Annotated in this window: 18 protein-coding genes and 1 pseudogene; 6 read left to right on the forward strand and 13 right to left on the reverse strand. The window is 46.7% G+C overall.

Going from position 1 to position 20250, the window contains the following annotated elements; genetic code table 11:
* Nucleotides 1-355 precede the first annotated feature (355 nt).
* Entirely contained in the window at nt 356-1246 is an 891-nt protein-coding gene (locus tag DXZ20_RS34925; protein ID WP_163665336.1) for a metal-dependent phosphohydrolase, read from the forward strand.
* Between the two features lie 197 nt (nt 1247-1443).
* Here DXZ20_RS34925 and DXZ20_RS34930 read toward each other — a convergent pair whose 3' ends face one another.
* Nucleotides 1444-1704, reverse strand: coding sequence for a hypothetical protein (locus DXZ20_RS34930; protein ID WP_163703118.1), 261 nt, complete (start codon nt 1702-1704; stop codon nt 1444-1446).
* A 77-nt stretch (nt 1705-1781) separates the two neighbouring features.
* Between DXZ20_RS34930 and DXZ20_RS34935 the strand changes: the two are divergent.
* A pseudogene (locus tag DXZ20_RS34935) lies at nt 1782-1925 on the forward strand (transposase); the annotation flags it as partial.
* Between the two features lie 268 nt (nt 1926-2193).
* On the opposite strand, the gene DXZ20_RS34940 reads toward DXZ20_RS34935, so the two are convergent.
* The 6 genes from DXZ20_RS34940 to DXZ20_RS38025 all read right to left on the reverse strand — a co-directional run bounded on the left by DXZ20_RS34940 (nt 2194) and on the right by DXZ20_RS38025 (nt 5533).
* Complete coding sequence (locus DXZ20_RS34940; protein WP_163665340.1) at nt 2194-2625, reverse strand: hypothetical protein; 432 nt, start codon at nt 2623-2625, stop codon at nt 2194-2196.
* Between the two features lie 520 nt (nt 2626-3145).
* Nucleotides 3146-3574, reverse strand: coding sequence for a DUF1622 domain-containing protein (locus tag DXZ20_RS34945; protein WP_163665342.1), 429 nt, complete (start codon nt 3572-3574; stop codon nt 3146-3148).
* Between the two features lie 99 nt (nt 3575-3673).
* The gene (locus DXZ20_RS34950; RefSeq protein ID WP_163703119.1) at nt 3674-4108 is read right to left on the reverse strand and encodes a GNAT family N-acetyltransferase; all 435 of its coding nucleotides are present in this window, start codon (nt 4106-4108) and stop codon (nt 3674-3676) included.
* 272 nt (nt 4109-4380) lie between these two features.
* Complete coding sequence (locus DXZ20_RS34955; RefSeq protein ID WP_163665346.1) at nt 4381-4755, reverse strand: VOC family protein; 375 nt, start codon at nt 4753-4755, stop codon at nt 4381-4383.
* Nucleotides 4756-4857: 102 nt separating this feature from the next.
* Nucleotides 4858-5316: a GNAT family N-acetyltransferase gene (locus DXZ20_RS34960; protein ID WP_348918750.1), complete on the reverse strand. Its 459-nt coding sequence runs from the start codon at nt 5314-5316 to the stop codon at nt 4858-4860.
* Complete coding sequence (locus DXZ20_RS38025; protein WP_250566030.1) at nt 5285-5533, reverse strand: hypothetical protein; 249 nt, start codon at nt 5531-5533, stop codon at nt 5285-5287. Before DXZ20_RS38025 ends, DXZ20_RS34960 begins: the two co-directional genes overlap by 32 nt.
* A gap of 879 nt (nt 5534-6412) precedes the next feature.
* On the opposite strand from DXZ20_RS38025, the gene DXZ20_RS34970 reads away from it, so the two are divergent.
* From DXZ20_RS34970 to DXZ20_RS34985, 4 genes are all read left to right on the forward strand, one after another.
* Complete coding sequence (locus DXZ20_RS34970) at nt 6413-7045, forward strand: hypothetical protein (RefSeq protein ID WP_163703120.1); 633 nt, start codon at nt 6413-6415, stop codon at nt 7043-7045.
* Nucleotides 7046-7564: 519 nt separating this feature from the next.
* On the forward strand, nt 7565-8869 hold the full coding sequence (locus DXZ20_RS38375) for a cadherin domain-containing protein (protein WP_163703121.1): 1305 nt from the start codon (nt 7565-7567) through the stop codon (nt 8867-8869).
* A gap of 285 nt (nt 8870-9154) precedes the next feature.
* Nucleotides 9155-9439: a transposase gene (locus DXZ20_RS34980; RefSeq protein WP_163703122.1), complete on the forward strand. Its 285-nt coding sequence runs from the start codon at nt 9155-9157 to the stop codon at nt 9437-9439.
* Between the two features lie 13 nt (nt 9440-9452).
* Nucleotides 9453-10208 (forward strand): IS3 family transposase, encoded by a 756-nt coding sequence (locus tag DXZ20_RS34985; protein WP_163665356.1) that lies wholly within the window; start codon nt 9453-9455, stop codon nt 10206-10208.
* 78 nt (nt 10209-10286) lie between these two features.
* Here DXZ20_RS34985 and DXZ20_RS34990 read toward each other — a convergent pair whose 3' ends face one another.
* From DXZ20_RS34990 to speE, 6 genes are all read right to left on the reverse strand, one after another.
* On the reverse strand, nt 10287-11081 hold the full coding sequence (locus DXZ20_RS34990; RefSeq protein WP_163665358.1) for an arylamine N-acetyltransferase family protein: 795 nt from the start codon (nt 11079-11081) through the stop codon (nt 10287-10289).
* 373 nt (nt 11082-11454) lie between these two features.
* On the reverse strand, nt 11455-11940 hold the full coding sequence (locus DXZ20_RS34995) for a hypothetical protein (protein ID WP_163703123.1): 486 nt from the start codon (nt 11938-11940) through the stop codon (nt 11455-11457).
* A gap of 296 nt (nt 11941-12236) precedes the next feature.
* Nucleotides 12237-15140 (reverse strand): NHLP bacteriocin export ABC transporter permease/ATPase subunit, encoded by a 2904-nt coding sequence (locus tag DXZ20_RS35000; protein ID WP_163703124.1) that lies wholly within the window; start codon nt 15138-15140, stop codon nt 12237-12239.
* Between the two features lie 40 nt (nt 15141-15180).
* Complete coding sequence (locus tag DXZ20_RS35005) at nt 15181-17367, reverse strand: NHLP family bacteriocin export ABC transporter peptidase/permease/ATPase subunit (RefSeq protein ID WP_163703125.1); 2187 nt, start codon at nt 17365-17367, stop codon at nt 15181-15183.
* A 245-nt stretch (nt 17368-17612) separates the two neighbouring features.
* Nucleotides 17613-18713, reverse strand: coding sequence for an agmatinase family protein (locus DXZ20_RS35010; RefSeq protein WP_250564988.1), 1101 nt, complete (start codon nt 18711-18713; stop codon nt 17613-17615).
* 101 nt (nt 18714-18814) lie between these two features.
* Nucleotides 18815-20098 carry a polyamine aminopropyltransferase gene (gene speE, locus DXZ20_RS35015; protein ID WP_163703126.1) on the reverse strand — a complete coding sequence of 428 codons (1284 nt, stop codon included), beginning with the start codon at nt 20096-20098 and terminating at the stop codon, nt 18815-18817.
* Nucleotides 20099-20250: the final 152 nt, after the last annotated feature.

The raw sequence follows: 20250 nt of genomic DNA on the forward strand, positions 1-20250 counted from the left end.
GGAGAACATCAATGGCACCTGTTCTTTGATATTTCTCTGTTTTTCTCCGGCTATTACTGCTTTTCAAAAGGGTCAATGCCAGCACGGCCAACCCCAAACCATCTTAGCTATCTATCGAAAAGGTAATCGACCTATTCGGCGGTCAGGATGACGAAATTATTATCGTTTATCAAAAGAAACGCTAATGCAAAGAGCAAATATATTCATCAAACCAAGTAAGATTGACATTAAGACTGAAAAGGGTAGGTTAAATGAAACATATAATTTACCCATAGCTCATAGTTCCTTAAACGCAAGCTCTTTAACCTGCAATCAAGTTCCACGGACATTAAAAGTGCTATACCCCTCCACCTCAATGAAGCAAGCTTGTGTAAATCAGCTGCACGAGAAGTATATCCAGATGCTGGGGAAACCTTTGGGCTACCTATCTGCAAAGCCTGAACAAGCGTTTCAATTGGACTATGGTCATTTATTAAGCACGTTTGCTGCTCAGGTATTGGATAGGCTTAGTGCTAGCACAGCATTGTACCACAATGTTGAACACACGATCCTTGTCTGTCTAGTAGGGCAGGAAATCTTGCACGGCAAGCATCAGCTTGAGGGTAATGTCACTTGTGAGGACTGGCTGAATTTTATGGTGTCGTTGCTCTGCCATGATATTGGCTATGTCAGCGGTGTCTGCCAGCAGGATGATATTGCACAACGCCGTTATGTTCGATCGCGGGTTCAGACCTCTGGTTTAGTGCCAGAAACAACCTGGGTTACCCTACCTCCAGGGTCAACAGATGCTAGTTTGGCTCCTTACCACATTGAACGAGGTAAGCTATTCGTGCAAGAGAATTTCAGCCACTATGAAGTTTTAGACCTCCAGGCAATTAAGCGCAACATTGGCTTTACCCGATTTCCGGTACCAGATGAGCCAGTCTATCAGGTTACGGGGCACTATCCTGGTCTGACCCGTGCGGCGGACCTGATTGGTCAGCTTAGCGATCCGGGTTATTTACAAAAGACAGTGGCGCTTTTCTATGAGTTCGAGGAATTAGGGAAGAACCAAGAGCTGGGCTATCGGACTCCTGAGGATCTGAAATTGGGTTTTCCTAAGTTTTATCGCACTCAAGTTTATTCCTACATTCAGCCTGCGTTGACCTATTTGCAAGCAACCCCCCTAGGACAACAGATTGTTGAAAATCTAGAAGCTAATGTGGAGGCGGTAAATATTAAGCAACCAGCTCTCACAAAACGCTAATTTTTTTGAGGATAATATTGGATGAAATTGCTTCAAATTAATCAATATTATCTCAAAGTTCCAGGCCATCCCCTTGAAGCTAGCAACTCAAGTTTCAAAGCTTATTAAATAGGCTATATCGTAGTTTTCTATCTTCTGTAACAACTTTAAACTTGTATGAAGAATAGAATTACATGTAATTGTTGGATAGTCTAGTGCTATTCAACAATGCGCTCAAAGCTTCCTTCACGTAATTCCACCAATATCCCATCACCATTACTACGCTCTTCTTTGGATTCAGAAACAACTCGGTTACCTGAATCAAATCTCAACCTACCAGTTGCTCCGTAATCTAATGCGACTTGTGTCGCTAGCTGCTCTTGAACTTGGGTGCGACAAAAAGCAGTATTTTCCATAGTTGGCACACAAGAAGATTTTTCAAGAGCTTCATAAAAAATAGCTGCATCATCATATGCCATAGCGCTACGCCAGTTTATAGCATTATCGACTCCCCATAATCCAACAGCATAGCGTTCAAATGTATTTCTATAATCATGCCGCCGTCAAGGCTGGTCTCACGTTGGAGGTGAGTAATGGACCGGTCGAAGGATTAAACAATCGACTGAAAATGTTGAAGCGGCAAATGTATGGCAGAGCAGGGTTCGACCTACTGGCAAAACGATTTATTTTGGCTGCATGAAAATACCTCTCTACTAAACTAGCAAGAGGGCATTGATCAGATAACAACAGTTTCGGTAACAACCTCTGCAAGGTGGACTTCCAAGGCAATAACTGCCTTGACCATTTGCGCTGCCAAGCAACTATGCCTTTGACCTGAAAGGGATGTGGCAGCATCTCTAACGGAAATGCAAGGAGTTCAGATGATAACTGAACGGTGATTTAGGCCAATTTTAGTCACCAAAAGCTCGGAAGAGCCCAAAGTACTTGACATTTAATAGGCGATTAATTTACTGAATCTCAATGCTTTCAATCGACCAACTTTGGGGTGAATGGTTAAAGGTAGCCACAAAATCAGCCTCAGTTCGCCCGCCAACCTGATCGATAGTTACTTCCCTGAACTCTTCAGACCGTCCTTCTTGCTGAGCACGAATAGTGAGCGTAATGTTGCTAATGGGCGAGGTTCCAGAATTTCTTAGCGTCCCTTCTATGTTATTACCGACAGCCCTAACGCCATAGGTATATAAGTTTGATAGCCTCTGCTGATTGAGCACGGCAATCGCTTGTTCCTCTCTCGCCTGGGCCGCGACGTCTCGCTCGTTGCACATATAACTCAGGTCCGTGCGTACACCATACATATCCATGTAGCACACAGGTATAGCCAATGCCGAGGGAGCAGCAGAAAACAATGCAAACGAAGCGATAACCGGGGTAAGTTTCATGTGTTGTATGTAGGGAAACTACACTAAAAACTTCCCTGGGATGGCTTGCTATCGGGAGCCTTTTACTAAATGAGACTTTCGGCTAACCCCCTCAATAGATAGCATTGAGTATTCCTTCGCAACTTTTAAAGACACTCGGAGGTCTATGCTACATATTCCTCAGGACAAAAGGGTGCTCACCAGACTCTAAATTCACTGTTCATGTCCCTCAGCTATTACCAGCCGAGGGATTTTTTTCAAAAAAATACCCCAACAAATAACCCCCGAAGCAATGAGCGTCAGGGGGTGTTGCAAGGTGCTATGTCTATCTTGAGTTAGGGTGCCCAGGTGCAGGGTGCTCTAAGCCATCTCCGTCTCCAACCGCTTCCAGATAGGCACGGGGTTAGGCGTGTAGGTTCCTGCGCGGTTTGCCTTCATGCGACCGATAAAGGTAAGCCTCGGTGGTTCCCTTAGCAGGTAAGACAAATGCTGCAAGAGGTTTACCCAATAAAGGTGTTTTATCCTGATGCCCTGTCCTCACTTAACTTGTACTTAACTTCTCAGAACTTGTACTTAAGTTATCAGCTGAAGATCTCACTAGCACAGCTTCTTCCAACCGGTGTAATTCTTCCAGTTCTCGGGTGAGGAAGAAGTTGAGGCCCGTTCGGATCACTGCAAGGATTGCTAATTGGCCCAAGGACTCAAAGGATGGGAATACCGCTGTCGCTAAAATATCGGCGGCTAATTGAAATTCTAAAGCCAGAGCCAGGGCTCGCCCAAAGCGGGCACGGACTCGGGTGTAGTGATAGGTGTTGGGACGTCGTAAGAGTAAGAACGCAAGTCGCCCACTCGTAATTAGCCCAAATAGGATGGTACCAATGGAAATAGCTTCAAAACAAACCTTCAGCGAATAGGCAAATAATCCGATAGTCGCTTCAAAATTTTCGACGAAATGTGTGAGAACGTCCATTCACCATCACCTCAAGAATTCAGTATCTTTAGTCTCGTTTAGCCTATTGTTTTATCCACACATTAAACCGATTATAGGAGTTGAAGCTCCAACGAGTGGTTAGGCGCGCACCGAACGTTTGACATACACGATCTCCGGATCGTCGGGATCAAGATTATGGATGACTCCTGACCGTTCGTAACCCAGTTTCTCAAGGACATGTTGAATGTGCGAGTTGGATTCGTTGGTCGAGGTGAATAGATCGCTCGATTGCGATTGTCTTTCGAGAAACGCCACCAATTTAGGTCCGTGCCCGGATGAGCGATGGGGTTCTGCAAGGTAGATGAGATCAATGAATGAGCGGCCAAAGAACCCATGGGAGATGACTCCGTAGCCAATAATCTCACCGGAAATTTCGACCACCCAAGCGCAATCACTTTCCACCGTGTTTCGGATAAAGTCCCTTCGATTGGAACTGCCACGGGCAATGTGATCGAGATCGCTTAATGTGGAAGCATCGTTGACGATCGCCCGGCGGATTATATGGTCTGGCATGTGCGCCTAACGTATGGCTGAGCGACGGCCAGTAGTTTTTCGATACCTGGATGTAAATAGTTCCGTCCGCTCCTGCACAGGGTTAGGCGGCAAGGTAAGGGCCTTTACCTGTGTTCGCATCGCAAATATTTTAGGCTGAGAGCGCTTGCTTCAGGGAGTTTATAAGCATGGTGTGGCCCCTAAAATTTATTAGAGAGGTATTAGAAGTTGCAGCAAGAACCACACCTTACAGTTTGTTGTTATGTGGAATTACCATTGATGGCGTTGTGCAATTACTCATACCGGTAGAATACAGCGATTTTATTTCCGTCAAAGTCTCTAAAGTACGCACCAAAGAATGCCCCCTCGTTCCTTTCTCCTGGAACACCTTCACATGAAGCGCCTAATTCGACAGCCTTGGAATAAACTTCTTTGACCTTCTCTATACTTAGCAATTTAAACGCAACCATAGTTCCATTACCATGAGTAGCTGGCATACCGTCAAACGGTATGCTTATAGCTAATTTGGTATCGCTATCCGGAAAGCTGAAAAAGACAACTTTTTCTGATTGATGGATTAGTTTTCCACCAAACAAACCTAGCAATGTTTCATAAAACAAAACTGCCTTTTCGATATTTCCAGTACCAAGCGTAATATGTGAAATCAAAATTTAACCTCAATTACTAGTGTAACGGCTTGGGCTTGAGCGAACGACAATAATGTTTCATTATATCAATAGTGCATATTTCCGTTCCGTTGCAAGTGCTTGTTAGCCATTGATGGTGAATGAGCGTATTTGCTCTTCTGATCGAGGCCATATATAGGCTGAGCACTGTTTATGCCAACCTAGTTTTTCATAAAAGCTGTTTTTCCCTGGTACGGCTGTCAACATTGTAGTAAGAAAAGGCTTGAGGTCGTTTTCAAGCTCACTAAGGATTTTAGAGCCAATCCCATTCCTTTGATATTCCGGCAACACAGCCAAATCAACTATCCATCCATAGTAATATCCATCATCAACTGTTCTACCTACACCAACCAATTCATCACTAATATAAGCAAAGCGTTTAAAGGAGCTTCTTTCGAATGAGAGTCTAACTTGTGCCGAAAGCCTTTCACCCCATCCGACAGCTTTGAATATATTGGACATGTCCTTCCAGTTTGTATTTTCAACTGAAGTTGTATACCTGACATTCATATCAATATTTTTGATAGCTAATAGCTCGTTCACGGATACGGCGTTTATTGATAAATTCTAAGATCTTTTTCTCATCGCTTCTGGCTAAGCCGCTATATTTTTCAGCAAGGGTTAATGCAAATTTGTCATGAACCCAATCTTCTTCAGTCATCTCGGCGAGGGACTTGAGCGGTCGTGTTTTACGGGTCCAACGAGATTGATACTCCTTAAGAGTTTGTGTAAATTGCTCAATCGAATTGAAACATAACATTGAGGTGTCAATGGCAAAAGCATAAAACGCTTCATCAGAATGCCCCTAGGTAAACTGTTCAATTTTGGAGCAGCAATCAACAAATATTTTATCAATGTCGAATGGCATTAAGGTTATCTCTTTGCAGCATAACGCCTAGCTCAGTGGCGCTTGAGGCGGCACCTCCCCTACACATCCTGGCCGCTCGCTTTGGACAACGGTTCTGGATGCGATCTCGGGGCAAGCCTTTTCACTCATGCGGCAATTCTACCCCGCCGCAACACCCACGCCATCAGCGCGTTGGATTGCCGAAAACGAGCCACAAAACCGCTGGAAATCGCGGACAAAACATCCGTGACGACTAACTCATTATTGGGAGGAAACTTTCTGCCTAATCCCCTGATTTAGTAGATTAGGTAGAAATATTTCAGTCTAACACCCCGATAAGATAATTAGCTGGACAGCTGTCAGCCTAACATGCTGATTTGGGTGATTAGGTGGAAACTTTCTACTGAATCACCTAAGGCTCTATACCGTGGATTAGTTGCACTAGACACAACGGGGCTATGGATTTTTCAGGGCTTTCAGCGATCACAGCAGAACGGCAGCATCAGGCTTTGAGTTTATGTCCCCGTTTTTTTGCCATTAGCGGGCGTCATCATGGGGTATGGCTTACTAATCTCCCCCCCAACCCCTGCCGCTCCCCTTTGCCATCCTGGAGGCTTTGGCTAAGATGCTGAGCATTTCTATGTTCTCAGGAAAGTCATGCAAAATCAGTAAAAAGTCATGCATTCTCAGTCTTGAAGTCGGTCGATGACCCATGACAATAAAGGCGTAATGACCACAATGAATATCATTACGCCTCAAATTAAAGCCTCATAGAAATGGAGAATTGAGATCATGAAATACAAACAAATATTATTTGCTGCTGCCACACTCATTGCGACCGCAGCCTTTCCAAAATTATCAGTCGCTGATACAGGTAACGTGGTTGGTATTGGTATTGCCGGGTCTAATGACCACACCTACTACTTCTACACTGGCGGTCAGGTGAGTTCTGGTACCACTGACGATCCAGAGCATCACCGACAGACCTATAGTGCCAACTACCCGCCTCAAAAATCTGTTATCGCAGTCGGCATTGCTGGATCAAATGATCATGTTTATTACTGGTATGTCGACGGCACGGTAAGTTCGGGAACGACCAATAACGCAACTAGGTATCGAGACTACTATCCAGGTAACCTTCCAGAGGATGAGGATAAAGATCTGATAGCGGTTGCCATTGCAGGGTCTAACGACCATGTTTACTATTGGTGGTCGGATGGAACCGTAAGCTCAGGTACTACAGACAATCCCGTGCTTCACCGAAATTATTATGAGTCTAACCAACCAGAGAATAAGAGTTTGATTGGTGTCGGTATCGCTGGTTCAAATGACCATGTTTACTATTTCTATTCGGACGGAACAGTGAGCGCGGGCACGACTGACAACCCAACCAAACATCGTACGTACTATAACTCGGGGCTTTGACACTCATTCAGCCAAATCAGAGATTATGGTTGATGAGCATCAAAAGATCGAGATACACCTTACCCTTCCAACCCTGGCTTCGGTCAGGGTTTTGTTTTGGTTAGGTGACTGCATCTCCCTTAATCAAGTCCGGTACCCGCTCACTCCACTTAAGATTCTGACCGATTCAAGCCGCTCTAAAGTGGTTGTGCTTGGCTGCAATATTTATGCCCAGGGTTACGAGCTGATGAGTTACCGAGAAACTAGAGGCAGGGTTCGGAGAAAGTTGAAGAATCTGGAAAATTAATAGGTGTCAGGCATGGGAATTAGGATGGATTGTTAGTTTCAGCATGCGCTAGATCACAGAACGTTGAGTAGTGGATCACATAGTCTCATCAGACCTGAATAAACCTGAATATTTACCTGAATAAACCTGAATATTTCGGTCTTTTTCCTACCCTTGAGATTCGCCATAGTAAGGCCAGCGACATAGGGAAAAGATTGTCACTTATCTTGTAATTGCTTTAGGAGATTGAAGGAATGTTTGGTGAATTTTTTAATCAAATTATCGATAGCGGTGTCCGCATTGGAGATGAGGGTAATAATGTCTTAAACGGAACTAATTCAAGCAATCAGCTTTTGGGTCTGAGTGGTAACGATCGTCTTAAAGGAATGGCCGGAGCGGACTTGCTAGAGGGTGGTACTGGCAATGACTGGCTGTATGGTGGGAAAGGTCAAGATCTACTAAAGGGCGGTGCCGGTAATGACTGGCTGTATGGTGGGAAAGGTCAAGATCGATTAGAGGGTGGTGCTGGCAATGACTTACTGGTGGGGGGATTAGGTAACGATATACTGGTGGGTGGAGCAGGTAACGATATTGTTGTGCTAGCTCCCGGTAGCGGGTCTGATACCCTGATAGACTTTCAAAATGGACAGGATAAGATTCAGCTAGAGGGTGGCCTTACCTTTGATGATTTGGATATCCTTTCTCAAGGTGCTAACAATACAGATATCTTTATTAACAAGGCTGGTGATCCAAATGATGGTGAGAAATTGGCCACTTTGATAAGAGTTCACCCTACACAGCTAACTAAGGCTGATTTTATCAGTGCTCCAACTATTACCAGCACTTTTACAGCAAGTGTTCCAGAGAATCAGATTGGCGCAATTAACGTAGAAACATCAGATGATAGTGATTCTGAAGGCTCTGGTTTAACCTATAGCATTTCAGGGGGTGCTGATGCAGCATTGTTCTCCATTAATGCTGATAACGGTGTAGTCACCTTCAACAATGCACCTAATTTTGAAGCGCCTGGGGATACCAATGGTGATAATAACTATGACGTTGAAGTAACGGTGACTGATTCGGATGGGTTAACGGATACTCAAACAGTCACTATCAGTGTGACGGACATAGCAGAGGATGCCGCGTCAACAAATAATATCCAAAGCTTGCAGGCAACAAATAACATCAAAGATTTGAAGTCCTTTCTGAAACGAAATAGGAAAGTTGATTTTCGAACCGCAAATTTACTCAAAAATTCGACCCTCGATAGCTATAATTGGAAAGGCTTAGAGGACAATAAAGAAAGTGTGATTTTTCAGCTTAAAGCCTACCAACGCTTGCTAAGAATTGTTCCCAATGGTCAAGAAGACGTCGCTATAAAGTTACTACAAGAAGGGTTTCACTCTTCTTTGCAAATTGCCAATACGCCTAAAGCAAAGTTTCTCCAAGATACTCATAGCATCTTTAGTGGCGACACAACCCTGGCCGAACAGTTGTATAAGCGTGCGTTGGCGGTGCGTAAACTGGTTATATTAAAATATCTGAACCAAGCCCAGTAGCAGTCTAACCATGCTGTTGCTCCATCATAGTGAGAAGTGTATGCGCCTGGGGGGCGTTTGGGACAGAGTTCGGGAAAGAAAACCCCTCTGGCCGATTGGTCACCAGAGGGGAATGTCAACTATTTGCTTTACACAGAATTACCTGACGTATTAACGTACATTGTGGTTCCCACACAGCAACATCAGCCTTAGTACAGATGGGAGGCGAAAGCAGGACTATAGTGACCCCCAAAATTAGGACAGGACTGAGAGAGCGTAAGCTAGAGTCCAATAAGGGGAATGAATATGGCCAGCAAACCCAGAAACTACAGTAGCGAATTTAAGGCAAACGTGGTGCTGGAGATCGTCAGTGGCCAGCGGAGTGTGAGCGAAGTGAGTCGAGCCCATAAAGTTCATACATCCGTGATCAATCGTTGGCGCAATGAATTTCTAAACCAGGCGCATTTAGCGTTTGGAGGCAAAGGAGGTGGGCATGAATCAGTCGAGCTAATCGCGGAACTAGAACGCATGGTAGGTCGGCTAACGATGGAATTAGCGGTAGCAAAAAAGCTTCAGACGTATGGAATCTGAGCGGAAACGAACGATGATTGAGCAGTTAAAAGCCGAGTATCCGATCCAGGTAATCTGTGATGTGATTAGCTACAGCCGAAGCCGCTATTACTATCGGACAGAATCAGATAAACAACAGCAAGAGGAGGAACTGAAAAAAGCGATCATTGATGTAGCGGGACGGTATCCCACCTATGGTTATCGCCGGATTACGAAACAATTGCAGCGAGAGGGATGGACAGTTAATCATAAACGTATCAGCCGATTAATGAGAGAATTAGGACTACTGGCCAAGCGGCGCATACGTCGGAAACGAACAACGAATAGTGGGCATGGCTATAAGCGGTATCCTAATCTAGTCAAAGGGTTGGCAGTAGAGCGTCCAGGGCAGGTGTGGGTGGGCGACATAATGTATATTCGATTGAAGGATGAGTTTGTTTATTTAGCGGTGTTAATGGATGTGTTTACCCGCAGTATTCGAGGCTGGCACTTGGATAGAACGATGGAGAAACAGTTAACGATAACAGCCTTGGAGAAAGGACTGAATCAATATATTCCAGAGATCCATCATTCAGACCAAGGGGTGCAATATGCGGCCAATGCGTATGTTCAGCTATTGGAGGAGAACGAGATAGCCATTAGTATGGCGGGTGTGGGCAAAGCCTATGAGAATGGCGATGCTGAACGACTGATGAGAACAATTAAAGAAGAGGAGGTTGACTTATCAGACTATCGCAACTTTAATGAGGTACATACCAGAATAGAAGAGTTTTTAGACGAGAGAAACTGAGAACCTAAGGTTACCTTTAGCGGTGCGGGGGGTATCTTTTAAAGAAACTGAAAAACAACTTATTTATCAGCTGTAAGGCTAGTTAGGCAATACATCTAGACCTATAAGAATATCAACGCATACTCCTTTTTTAAATTCTATCCCGAACTTAGATTTCAGAAGATTTCGATACGCCTTCTCATCTGCCACCATCTGTTCCTGACGCTGCCCTCCAGCAGTTACGATCAAACGATTATTTGAAAGCGTGATACGTCCATCTCGCGTTGCCAGTGAGCAGAGTGATTTTTGTTTGAAAGCTGACTCTAGAGAAGTCTGTTGATGCTCGCACATGGTGCTGAATTCAGCAAGCTGATGGGGAGTCAATGAAAAAACATATTGTGACTCCCAAGTAGACTCTCGTCGACGCTGGAGGAGCCTATCAGTCCCTGATTCTATCAAGCGATATGAACAACCATATTGCACATCCTCTGCTCCAGCATCGAGCCGTAGCGGTTCTAGAAATGAATCTCCAAATCCCACATCTGCAATTAGACGTTCCTCCATCTCAACCAATAGAACTAGATGGTCAAACTCAGGCCCTGGTTGATCGCCATTAAACACTTGTGCTGACAAGAGTACTACCGTAAAACCAAGCTGCTCAAGTAGCCATCCAAAGAGTCCATTCAGCTCGTAACAGAAACCACCTCGCCGATGCTGAACAATCTTGTCGTAGAACGACGCGAGGGAAAGGGTAATCGGGCGACCTAGAAGAATATCCAGATTTTCAAATGGAACAGCAAGCATGTGCGCCCGATGAAGTTGTTTCAGCGTCTCTGTTGTAGGTTCACGTGGCCCGCAGTATCCAATGCGTCTAAGATACGACTCTATATCCATGGCTTTACCTCATGTCGAAAACCACAATGGGCAAGTTAGCAGTTGTTGAATGACTCGAAATAGCATTGATGGCTGAAATAATGTACCAGATGGCTGAACCATATGAAAAACATTAAATAATACCAAGGTCACTTGAGGTTCTTTCGTTGTTAGCTGAATAAGTTGATCCGTATACCAGCCGATCGCTTGTTCTGGCAGAATTGGAGGTTGTGTTAGGCCTTTCACACTGGGATATTTCGCGTCTTGACTGGTCGCTGCGATCCAGGGGTTGCATTGACCTTGGCAAGTTCTTTTTGAAAACGACTAGGTAGTTCTGTTAAAGCAGTTTCTTGCAAACATTGCCGCAACAATATGGCTCCTAATGCGGCTACCGTTATCCCCTGTCCATAGATCGGTGTAAATGAGCAGACAGAATCTCCCAAGGCAATAAATCCTTGTAGCTAGCAGCTAAGACGTTCCGTTCATAGTAGCGTAATCGATTGCCTGGTGGATGATAAATTCCGATTTCAGTTGCAGGCCTTGCATCCTTCACGGCATTGTAAATGTGTGGACTTGGCAAATTTCGCAAGGACTCTAGAAATTCAGCTTCATTTTTAGAAGGTCGATGCGGAGCCGTCGCACAGACACCGACAATCCAATGGTTATTTTCAATTGGATAAAGTACTCCCATGGACGTTCGCTCGGGAGGAGCTGCTTGAATGTATACCCCTCTCCAGTCTGCTTGAAAATTAGCAGGGATTTCATAGAGGCGGCTGGCATAGCCCATTGACGTTGTGACTACTGTCTCTTCTGGGGCATCATAGCCGATCGCTTTCAACCATTTGGGTGCTTGAGAACTATAGCCACTGGTATCAATCACCAAATCTTTAGCAAAATATGTAGCTGCTTACATTGAGGCACGCCTTTTCGAGGCTGAGGACTTGTGGTCAGAAAGCGATCGCACTCCAAAATCAATCGTAACTTGCTCAAAATAGTCCACTTCCTGAATGTGAGGCAGTGCTGCTACCGTTACACTCACAAGCTTAGATTGATTGATAGGCTGTGAATTGGCAGCGATCACAATCGTTCTCTGCAAATTCTATAGGGCACCCTAGTCCAGTCCACTAGAATGGGTTAGCAATAACGCAATGCATCCTAAGATAGAATTCATGGAGCTTAAGCTAGCTGTCGTTTTATGAGCTCTGCAAAAACGCCTGGTTGTTTTGCTAACTCATCAAAGTTGCCTACCTGAACTACACGACCAGCTTTAATCACATAAATGCGGTCGGCATTTCGAATGGTGCTCAGACGGTGGGCGACAACAACACGGGTAACGTTCAGCTGGTCTAGACTTTCACTCACAATTGCCTGGGTTCTATTATCTAAAGCACTGGTAGCCTCGTCCAACAGTAACAGTTTTGGGTTAAGGGCCAACGCTCTCGCAATAATCAATCGCTGTCGCTGTCCTCCAGAAAGGTTGCCGCCTCCCTCACTGACTACTGTGTGTAGCTGCATTGGAAAATTGCGGATATCCTCAGCAAACCCAGCCATCTCAGCCGCTCGCCAGGCATCATCTTGGGTAATCAGTGCTCCACCTGAGATATTTTCAAAAATGGACCCAGCGCTGATGTGACCATTCTGCAACACCACACCCAGCTGTCGACGGATGGCAGTTAAATTTAAACCGCACATATCCCGACCGTCATAGTAAACAGTGCCTGAATGGGGATGTTCAAACCCTAGTAGCAGCCGCAGAACAGTAGACTTACCAGAACCAGATGGTCCCACCAGCGCAATAAACTCTCCAGGCTTAGCCTCTACTGTCACATTGTCTAAAATCAACGGGCCATCTTCCCGATAGCGGAAGGTAACACGATCTACACAAAATGCTCCCGATAGCTGCCCCGGATCGGTTTTTTCAGTAGTAACTTCAGGAGATGCCGCGAGGATAGGTTGCGATCGCATCCACAACGGGATCACATCCATCACATCGATCATCGTCAAACTCAGATTAGTGATACCGCCGATAAAGATCGCAAAGGCTGCATTAAATGCCAGGAATCGCCCCGTCGATAGTTCAAATGGCCCTACCAGCGTACTTGCCAACCAAAACAGGGCAATAGTTGTCACGGTGGGAATCACCGTATTAAACACATTGACCGAGTCTTCCAACTGCTGGGTGCTGAGCTCTATCTCCAACAGTCGACGATACTTATTGCCCCACTGAGCAAACGCCCGCGACTCCGCCCCAGCAATCCGTAGTTTTGAGACTCCATTGATCAGCTGCACCATGAGACCATACAGTTCTCCTCGAATCTCCAGCATAGGCCGTTGTTTCTTTAGCAAAAATGCGCCAGAAGTGACGGTGACGACCATAATCAACAGCGCTACTACCAGTGCCAGCGCAGCCAATTTACCACTGTAATAAAACAACAATCCCAAATTCAGCAACGCAAACGTCCCTGACAAAATTGCATCCAATGCCGAACCACTGAGTAACCGACGAATCGACGTAATACTTGACACCCGCGACAGTAAATCTCCTGTGGCATAGTCCCTAAAAAACGACGTCTGGAGCTTTAGCAACCGATCCCACACTGCTGCCTGCAATGCCACATCAGACCCCGTCTCCAGTCGCATGGTGGTAATCGCCTGCACCAGCTGAAAGCTTGCTCGCCCAATGGCCACAGCCACCAGCGCCAAACCAATTTGCAACAGCAATCCTGCACTACCAAAGGGAATCGCATCATCCACCAGCACCGCCGTCATCTGCGGCAGCACCATTCCCAACAGAGTCACTACGACTCCCGCCAGCCCCATCACTGTCAGGTCTCGTTGACGCCCCTGAAACGCAAACTTCAGTAAATTCCAGGCCGTCAGATGGCCCTCAGGCAAAGGCCGATAAAACATAAACGCCACCGGCTCCACTGTCCTCGCAACCGCTTCAGTCACGGGTATGCGCTGACCATTCGATTCCAGTAGCTCATAGTGAGTCTGACGCACCGGAATCAATGCCACTGGACGACGCTCATCTTGTGTGTAAGCGACCAATGGGCCAACATCCTGCCGCCACCAGCGCCCCCGCAACAATACCTGTCGCATTCGTAGCTGAGATGCCCTGGCAATGGCCTCCAACGGCTCCTTAACCTGTTGTGCCTGTTCAGACTCTGCCGGAGGTTCAATCTTCACTCCCAAGGCATGGCCCACGGCCCCTGCCACCCTTAGCAGCGGCGTGTCTGCCAGCAAATAATCCCCTGAACTTGGCTGCAAGACAGAAACCAAACCCTGCAGTGCCGTTTGTGTCACTTCCTGGTTTAGTTGTTGGCGAGCCGTAAACTGTTGTTCCCCGCGTTGTCGATCTGTCTGCCACCCTTCTTCAATGACTTCTAGCGCATACTGGTGAAACAGATTTAACCCCTGCATAAATTCCTTATAGGAACTCTTAGAGCAAAGCTGATCAGCAGAAACAATCTCTAACTCCACTGACTGATCTGGAGCCTGCAACCAAGTTGTCCGCGAAATCGGAAACAAAGGAGACGAAGGCCCAAGCACAAACCGCTCCACATCTAGCCAATATGCCTGATGGGTCGTAGGTCTCACCCACATCATCGCGGCCTTTGGACTATAGCCCTCGGCAGGCTCAAGGCTCACGGTTCCAACAATTTCAGAAGACTCTGCAATCGATCTGCCAGGAAATCCCTTGACCTGAGTCAGTCCACCCACCCATCGCTCAACCTGCCTGAGCAACGGTATGGTCACATGGCCACAAATACCCCCATCCCCATTAGCATCTGCTTCTTTGGCAATAGGTTCTATCTCACTTGCCTCAAACGCCACCGCCACTAAAGCCAGATCGCAGGATCTAGCCTCAGTCTCGATGATCAAATCCCCTACATCTACAGTCCACAGATAGCGGCGTTCGCCTACAGGTTCACCATTCTTCCAACCCACGGCAAATATGCCTAAGCGACCAGATTTAACTCGCCACAGTCCGGAAGATAGTAGAGGAAAGACATCATTACTGTTGATGGAATAAATGCCAGAGGTATTAGACGTGCTTTGTGAATCTGCGAGAACCATGGGATCAAGTCGTCGATAAAACAGTTAAACTCAAAACTCTCTAGGCAACCGCCAATGCCGTCCCTGAACTGCGAATCAAGTCTCCATAATGGCCAGCCTCTTGCCAAAGTTCTCCATGATTTCCCCTTTGCACAACTTTCCCTCGATCCAACACAATAATCTCATCCGCATCTCGAATCGTACTTAACCGATGCGCCACAATAATACACGTACACCCACGCCGCCGTAGATTCTGATCAATCATCTTCTCAGTCTCCGTATCTAGCGCACTCGTCGCTTCATCCATAATCAAAATCGACGGGTTATTAACCAATGCCCGCGCAATCTCCAGTCGCTGCCGCTGACCACCACTGAGGTTTTGGCCCCCTTCCAACAACTTGGCATCATACCCATAGGGCATCGCCAAAATTGCTTCTTCAATCGCCGCGTCTCGACAAGCCTGCTTCAAATCGTCATCCGAAACGGTATCATCCCAAAGCGTTAGATTATCTCGTACGCTACCGGCAAACAACAGAATATCCTGTTCTACCATGGCAATGGAGTTTGTTAGTGTGGCTTGGGAAATCTCTTGTCGGGGGCGGCCATCAAAACAAACGTCACCACTTCTCGGCTGATACAGTCCCGCAATCACTCGCGCCAATGTAGATTTACCCGAGCCGCTGCCACCCACGAGTGCGATCCGCTGCCCTGGTTTAATGGTGAGGTTAAAGTCTTCAATCAGAGGAGGATCCAGCGGGCTGTAACCAAAGGAAAGATTACGAATCTCCACGGCTCCAGAAAGACGGTGATTATTGGCAGCCTCCTCTTCTTCAGAGACATTGTGCTTGCAGTGCTGGCAAAAAGCGACATCTGTCTCGTTTTCCAACACGTCATCCAAACGGTCAAGATTGCCCTGTAGGGTTTGTAATGTCCCGGCAAACTGCACTAGGGCATTCACCGGCCCCTGGAAGCTTTGCATTAACAGCTGGAATGCTACCAACATACCGATGGTGAGACTGCCGTGGATGATGCGCCAGCCGCCAATGATGAGCAGCGACAGTGCAGCCAGGGTGGACAGTAGCGATGGCAACAGGCCAATGACACGGTTAGCCAATCCCAGGTTCTGCTGAGCATTGACCGCTTTGGTGTGATACCCCGCCCAGCGAGCAAAAAAGTCAGACTCTAGACCACCTGCCTTGAGGGTCTCCATGCCCTGTAATCCAGCGACGGCAATTCCTGATGCCTTACCGTATTCTTGCACCAGTCGCAGGTTGGCATCCTTACGTTGCCGAGATACCCACTGTAGAACGCCGACGTTAATGATGGCAAAAGAGATGACGATGATGGTTAGGGGGACATCGTATTGGAGCATTGCGATCGCATAAAACACGATCATCACCGAGCTAATAATTGTCGTCGTCAGTCTCCCTGACAGCACTGCGGCCACACTGTCATTTAGACTAATGCGACCGCTAATTTCCCCCGCAAACCGCTGGGCATAGAACCCCACCGGTAGCTGTAGTACATGCCACACAAATCGACTGGCCATACCCACCGCCAGCTTGATCCTGAGCGCTCGCAAAAAGCGCAATTGCAGCATGGTCAATAGGCCCTGCACCAGCACTATTAAGGCGATGCCCAAAAGCACATAGGGTAACCAGTCCAAACGCTTAGCCAACAGAATGTTGTCAATATAAATGCGGCTAAACGCAGGCAGTGCCAGCCTTGGCAACACCAACAAAAAACCTGCCAATGTGCAATAGAGTAAGGCTCCCGTAGATCCGGCCAGTCGCCTTACCAGGGAGCCGATTACGTTGGGTTTGCGACCACCCTTTTCAAAGGTATCCGTTGGCGCAAACGTTAGTGCAATTCCCGTATATCCCTCATCAAATTCTTGACGTGTGACCCGGCGCGGTCCAGTCGCTGGGTCGTTGAGACGCACATGGCTAGCCTCAAACCCATCCACCACCAAAAAGTGGTTGAAATGCCAGAATACAATAAACGGTGGTTTTAGCTGTTCTAAGCTATCCAGACTTTTCTTAAATCCCTTCGCCTCCAGGCCATAGGTGCGTGCGGCCTTAAGTACATTGGCTGCCGTCACCCCATCCCGTGAAACACCGCAGGCATGGCGCAACTCCGCCAAGGGCACATACCGACCGTAGTAACCCAAAACCATACTGAGGGCGGCGGCACCACATTCCACCGCTTCCATTTGCAGAACCGTTGGCGAATTAACCCGACGCGCCATTCAAGTTACCCCTTTGAACGAACCACCTAAAGCTAGTTTTAATTGCTTGGCAGAATAAAAACAGCACCTGAACAAGCATCTAAACAAATCATTAGAAAGCGTTGAGAAGGCAATACTTCTTAACTTGGAGGGTTGTAGAGTTCTGAGTTTTTAATTTTGAGTTTTGAGTGCTCGGTTATTGGTTATTAGCTAGTTGTTTTTAGAGGCATATCCTAGGCAAAGGCTATTAATTCAAAACTAAGCACTCACAACTCAGAGCCACCCTCACCCATATTCATAAGACTAAATAGCTTATATAGTATCCGCGCACTCACATTGCCATCCCACTCATGGTTACCGGTCTCGCAAATGTCGCAGCCAATAATATGCCGCCCACTGCGAACCACCTCACGCCATAGACAATAAGCCTCTTCAAGGTTTAGTCCGCCAGGGACCGGTGTACCCGTATGGGGACATAGCTTCGGATCGAGACCATCTACATCGCAGCTGATATACACATGCTCAGGCAAATGGCGCACAATGTCCTGACACTGCTCCAGCCAGCTTTTCCCAGCATAATTTGCCTGCTTTAGCTGTGTATCTAGATAGGTCACAATCCGGTCATTAGAGTCTTGAATCATGGACATTTCACCATGGGAAATATCCCGAATGCCTACCTGCACTAGCTTTGAAATCTGCGGCAGCTGCATCGCGTTAAACATAATCGATGCGTGGGATTCTTGAAATCCCTCGTAGGCATGGCGCAAATCACCGTGGGCATCTAGATGCAAAATACCAAAACTGAGATATTCCTGAGACAGAGCTTCCAAAGCCCCTAACGGCACACTGTGATCGCCACCAATAACGACGATCTTTTTCTGCTGCTGTAGGGCCACTTGGGTTTGATGGCTGACCCAGCGACTCATGGCGCGGCAGCCTTGGTTAATGCGCTCTAGGGCAGCCGCTAGATCTAGATTATCGTCAGGGGTTATGCCCTGCTCAGCATTGCGGATGATTGCGATCGCATCCGGTCTTAACCGCCGATTCTCCGCCAGCAACCACTGTGGAATCGGCAGCATATAAATACCCTGTCGCCATGCTTCAGGATTATCAAAATCATAAAAATCAAGCTGGGGCGATGCCCGTAGAATAGCCTCTGGCCCCCGACATGTGCCATCCTGGTACGACGTCGTCACATCCCAAGGCACGCCAATCACCACCGTACTGGCATGGGCATAATCATGGGGAAACCCAAACAAATTACCATTGACAGCACCTACCCCGCCCGGATCAAAGCTGGCAATTTTGTTAGAAATACGTTCCTCTGAATCAAATGACTTCTTTTCAGATTGAGACTGTTTACCCATACTATCCTTCAAGGTGAGCGTTCCTTGAGCGCAGCTAAAAGAGACTACTGTCAAAAAATTTTAGCTTCAGCTCCGCTCGCTTAGCAGAAAGCGCAAACTAGTTAACTATCAAGCATGGTACGAATAAAGGTGGGCAAGCAAAACGCCGCCCCATGAATGTCGCTGTTGTAATATTGCAGACCAAACTCTTTAGAAATTAACTGGGCTCGTTCCCGATCAAAATCTGCAACAGGATGTTTGCCCCCCTTAGTGCAGTAAGTGAAGCTCCACATGCCCGTAGGATAGGTGGGAATAAACGCTAAATAACAAAAGACACTGTCGACATTAAAAATATCCTTCAAACAGTGGTTGAGTTCAACAAATGCCTTTTGGTTAAAATGGGGCGACTCACTCTGGGCCGTCATCACCCCGCCTGGTCGTAAACAGCGATAAACATCTTGATAAAACGATTTGGAAAATAGCCCTTCAGCCGGACCCACAGGATCAGAAGAGTCCACAACAATCATATCAAAGCAGGCATCTGGAGCCTGCTTCACATACTCAATGCCGTCATCAATAATTAAATTGAGCTTGGGATGATCAAAGGCCGACGACAAGCTGGGTAAAAATTCCTTAGAGGCCCTGACAACAGCATCATCAATTTCTACCATGGTCACCCTTTCAACAAGGTCGTAGCGCAAAATTTCACGGATGCTGCCCCCATCACCACCGCCCACCACCAGAACGTCCTTCACCTCTGGCTGCATCACCATCGGCACGTGGATAATCATCTCATGGTAGCCCTTCTCATCTTTTTCGCTACACATAACCATTTTATCAACGGCCAACAACTTACCATACTCAAAGGTGTCAAACACCTCTACCGTCTGGTAAGGGGATTTTTCTCGAAACAGACAGTCTCCTTTATGGCGAATCGAGAGGGCCATGTTTTCATTGCGATCGGTAAACCAAACGCTGCGACTATACTTCGGAACTACCATCTGTTGTGCGGCCTCATCCCTCAGCTCTCCCAGTTCCATACTCGCTTTCTCTAATAAATCCAGTTGACCCCGGTTAATTTCCACCGCTGAGCCATGTTCAGCTTGAAATGCTTTTTTGAGAATTTTATAGGATGTCCATGGATTAACCGAATCACCACAGGTAAATAAGTCTACAGCTGCATAGCGGTACTCTGGCCAGGTGTGAATTGCCAAATGACTTTCTTGAATAACGACTACACCTGACACTCCAAAGGGAGAGAAATGATGAAATACCGAGCTAATGATCGTAGCTCCCGACTCTTTGGCTGCACCGACCATGCTTGATTCTATGCATGGCACATCATTCAGCACTTCAGATGAGCAACCATGGAATTCCACTAAAATATGGCGACCAAGAGATTTCATGCACCTACAGCCTCAATATAAGCTACTTAAAAACAGCCATCTTCAAAAGAAACAAATACTTGCCATACCCCTCATGTACCGATAAAGGCTTAAGACCCAACTGGGAATTAGAGAGGTGAGAACCAATAGTAGACCGTCCACATAACTTAGCT

Source organism: Adonisia turfae CCMR0081, assembly GCF_011009555.1.
Classification (GTDB): domain Bacteria; phylum Cyanobacteriota; class Cyanobacteriia; order Phormidesmidales; family Phormidesmidaceae; genus Leptothoe; species Leptothoe turfae.

What these genes read in the sequence shown, in the direction of transcription:
- DXZ20_RS34925 (WP_163665336.1), top strand. Translation starts at nt 356, where the DNA reads ATGAAGCAAGCTTGTGTAAATCAGCTGCACGAGAAGTATATCCAGATG.
- DXZ20_RS34930 (WP_163703118.1), bottom strand. Translation starts at nt 1,704, where the DNA reads ATGGCATATGATGATGCAGCTATTTTTTATGAAGCTCTTGAAAAATCT.
- DXZ20_RS34940 (WP_163665340.1), bottom strand. Translation starts at nt 2,625, where the DNA reads ATGAAACTTACCCCGGTTATCGCTTCGTTTGCATTGTTTTCTGCTGCT.
- DXZ20_RS34945 (WP_163665342.1), bottom strand. Translation starts at nt 3,574, where the DNA reads ATGGACGTTCTCACACATTTCGTCGAAAATTTTGAAGCGACTATCGGA.
- DXZ20_RS34950 (WP_163703119.1), bottom strand. Translation starts at nt 4,108, where the DNA reads ATGCCAGACCATATAATCCGCCGGGCGATCGTCAACGATGCTTCCACA.
- DXZ20_RS38025 (WP_250566030.1), bottom strand. Translation starts at nt 5,533, where the DNA reads ATGTTATGTTTCAATTCGATTGAGCAATTTACACAAACTCTTAAGGAG.
- DXZ20_RS34970 (WP_163703120.1), top strand. Translation starts at nt 6,413, where the DNA reads ATGAAATACAAACAAATATTATTTGCTGCTGCCACACTCATTGCGACC.
- DXZ20_RS38375 (WP_163703121.1), top strand. Translation starts at nt 7,565, where the DNA reads ATGTTTGGTGAATTTTTTAATCAAATTATCGATAGCGGTGTCCGCATT.
- DXZ20_RS34980 (WP_163703122.1), top strand. Translation starts at nt 9,155, where the DNA reads ATGGCCAGCAAACCCAGAAACTACAGTAGCGAATTTAAGGCAAACGTG.
- DXZ20_RS34985 (WP_163665356.1), top strand. Translation starts at nt 9,453, where the DNA reads ATGATTGAGCAGTTAAAAGCCGAGTATCCGATCCAGGTAATCTGTGAT.
- DXZ20_RS34990 (WP_163665358.1), bottom strand. Translation starts at nt 11,081, where the DNA reads ATGGATATAGAGTCGTATCTTAGACGCATTGGATACTGCGGGCCACGT.
- DXZ20_RS35000 (WP_163703124.1), bottom strand. Translation starts at nt 15,140, where the DNA reads ATGGTTCTCGCAGATTCACAAAGCACGTCTAATACCTCTGGCATTTAT.
- DXZ20_RS35005 (WP_163703125.1), bottom strand. Translation starts at nt 17,367, where the DNA reads ATGGCGCGTCGGGTTAATTCGCCAACGGTTCTGCAAATGGAAGCGGTG.
- DXZ20_RS35010 (WP_250564988.1), bottom strand. Translation starts at nt 18,713, where the DNA reads ATGGGTAAACAGTCTCAATCTGAAAAGAAGTCATTTGATTCAGAGGAA.
- speE (WP_163703126.1), bottom strand. Translation starts at nt 20,098, where the DNA reads ATGAAATCTCTTGGTCGCCATATTTTAGTGGAATTCCATGGTTGCTCA.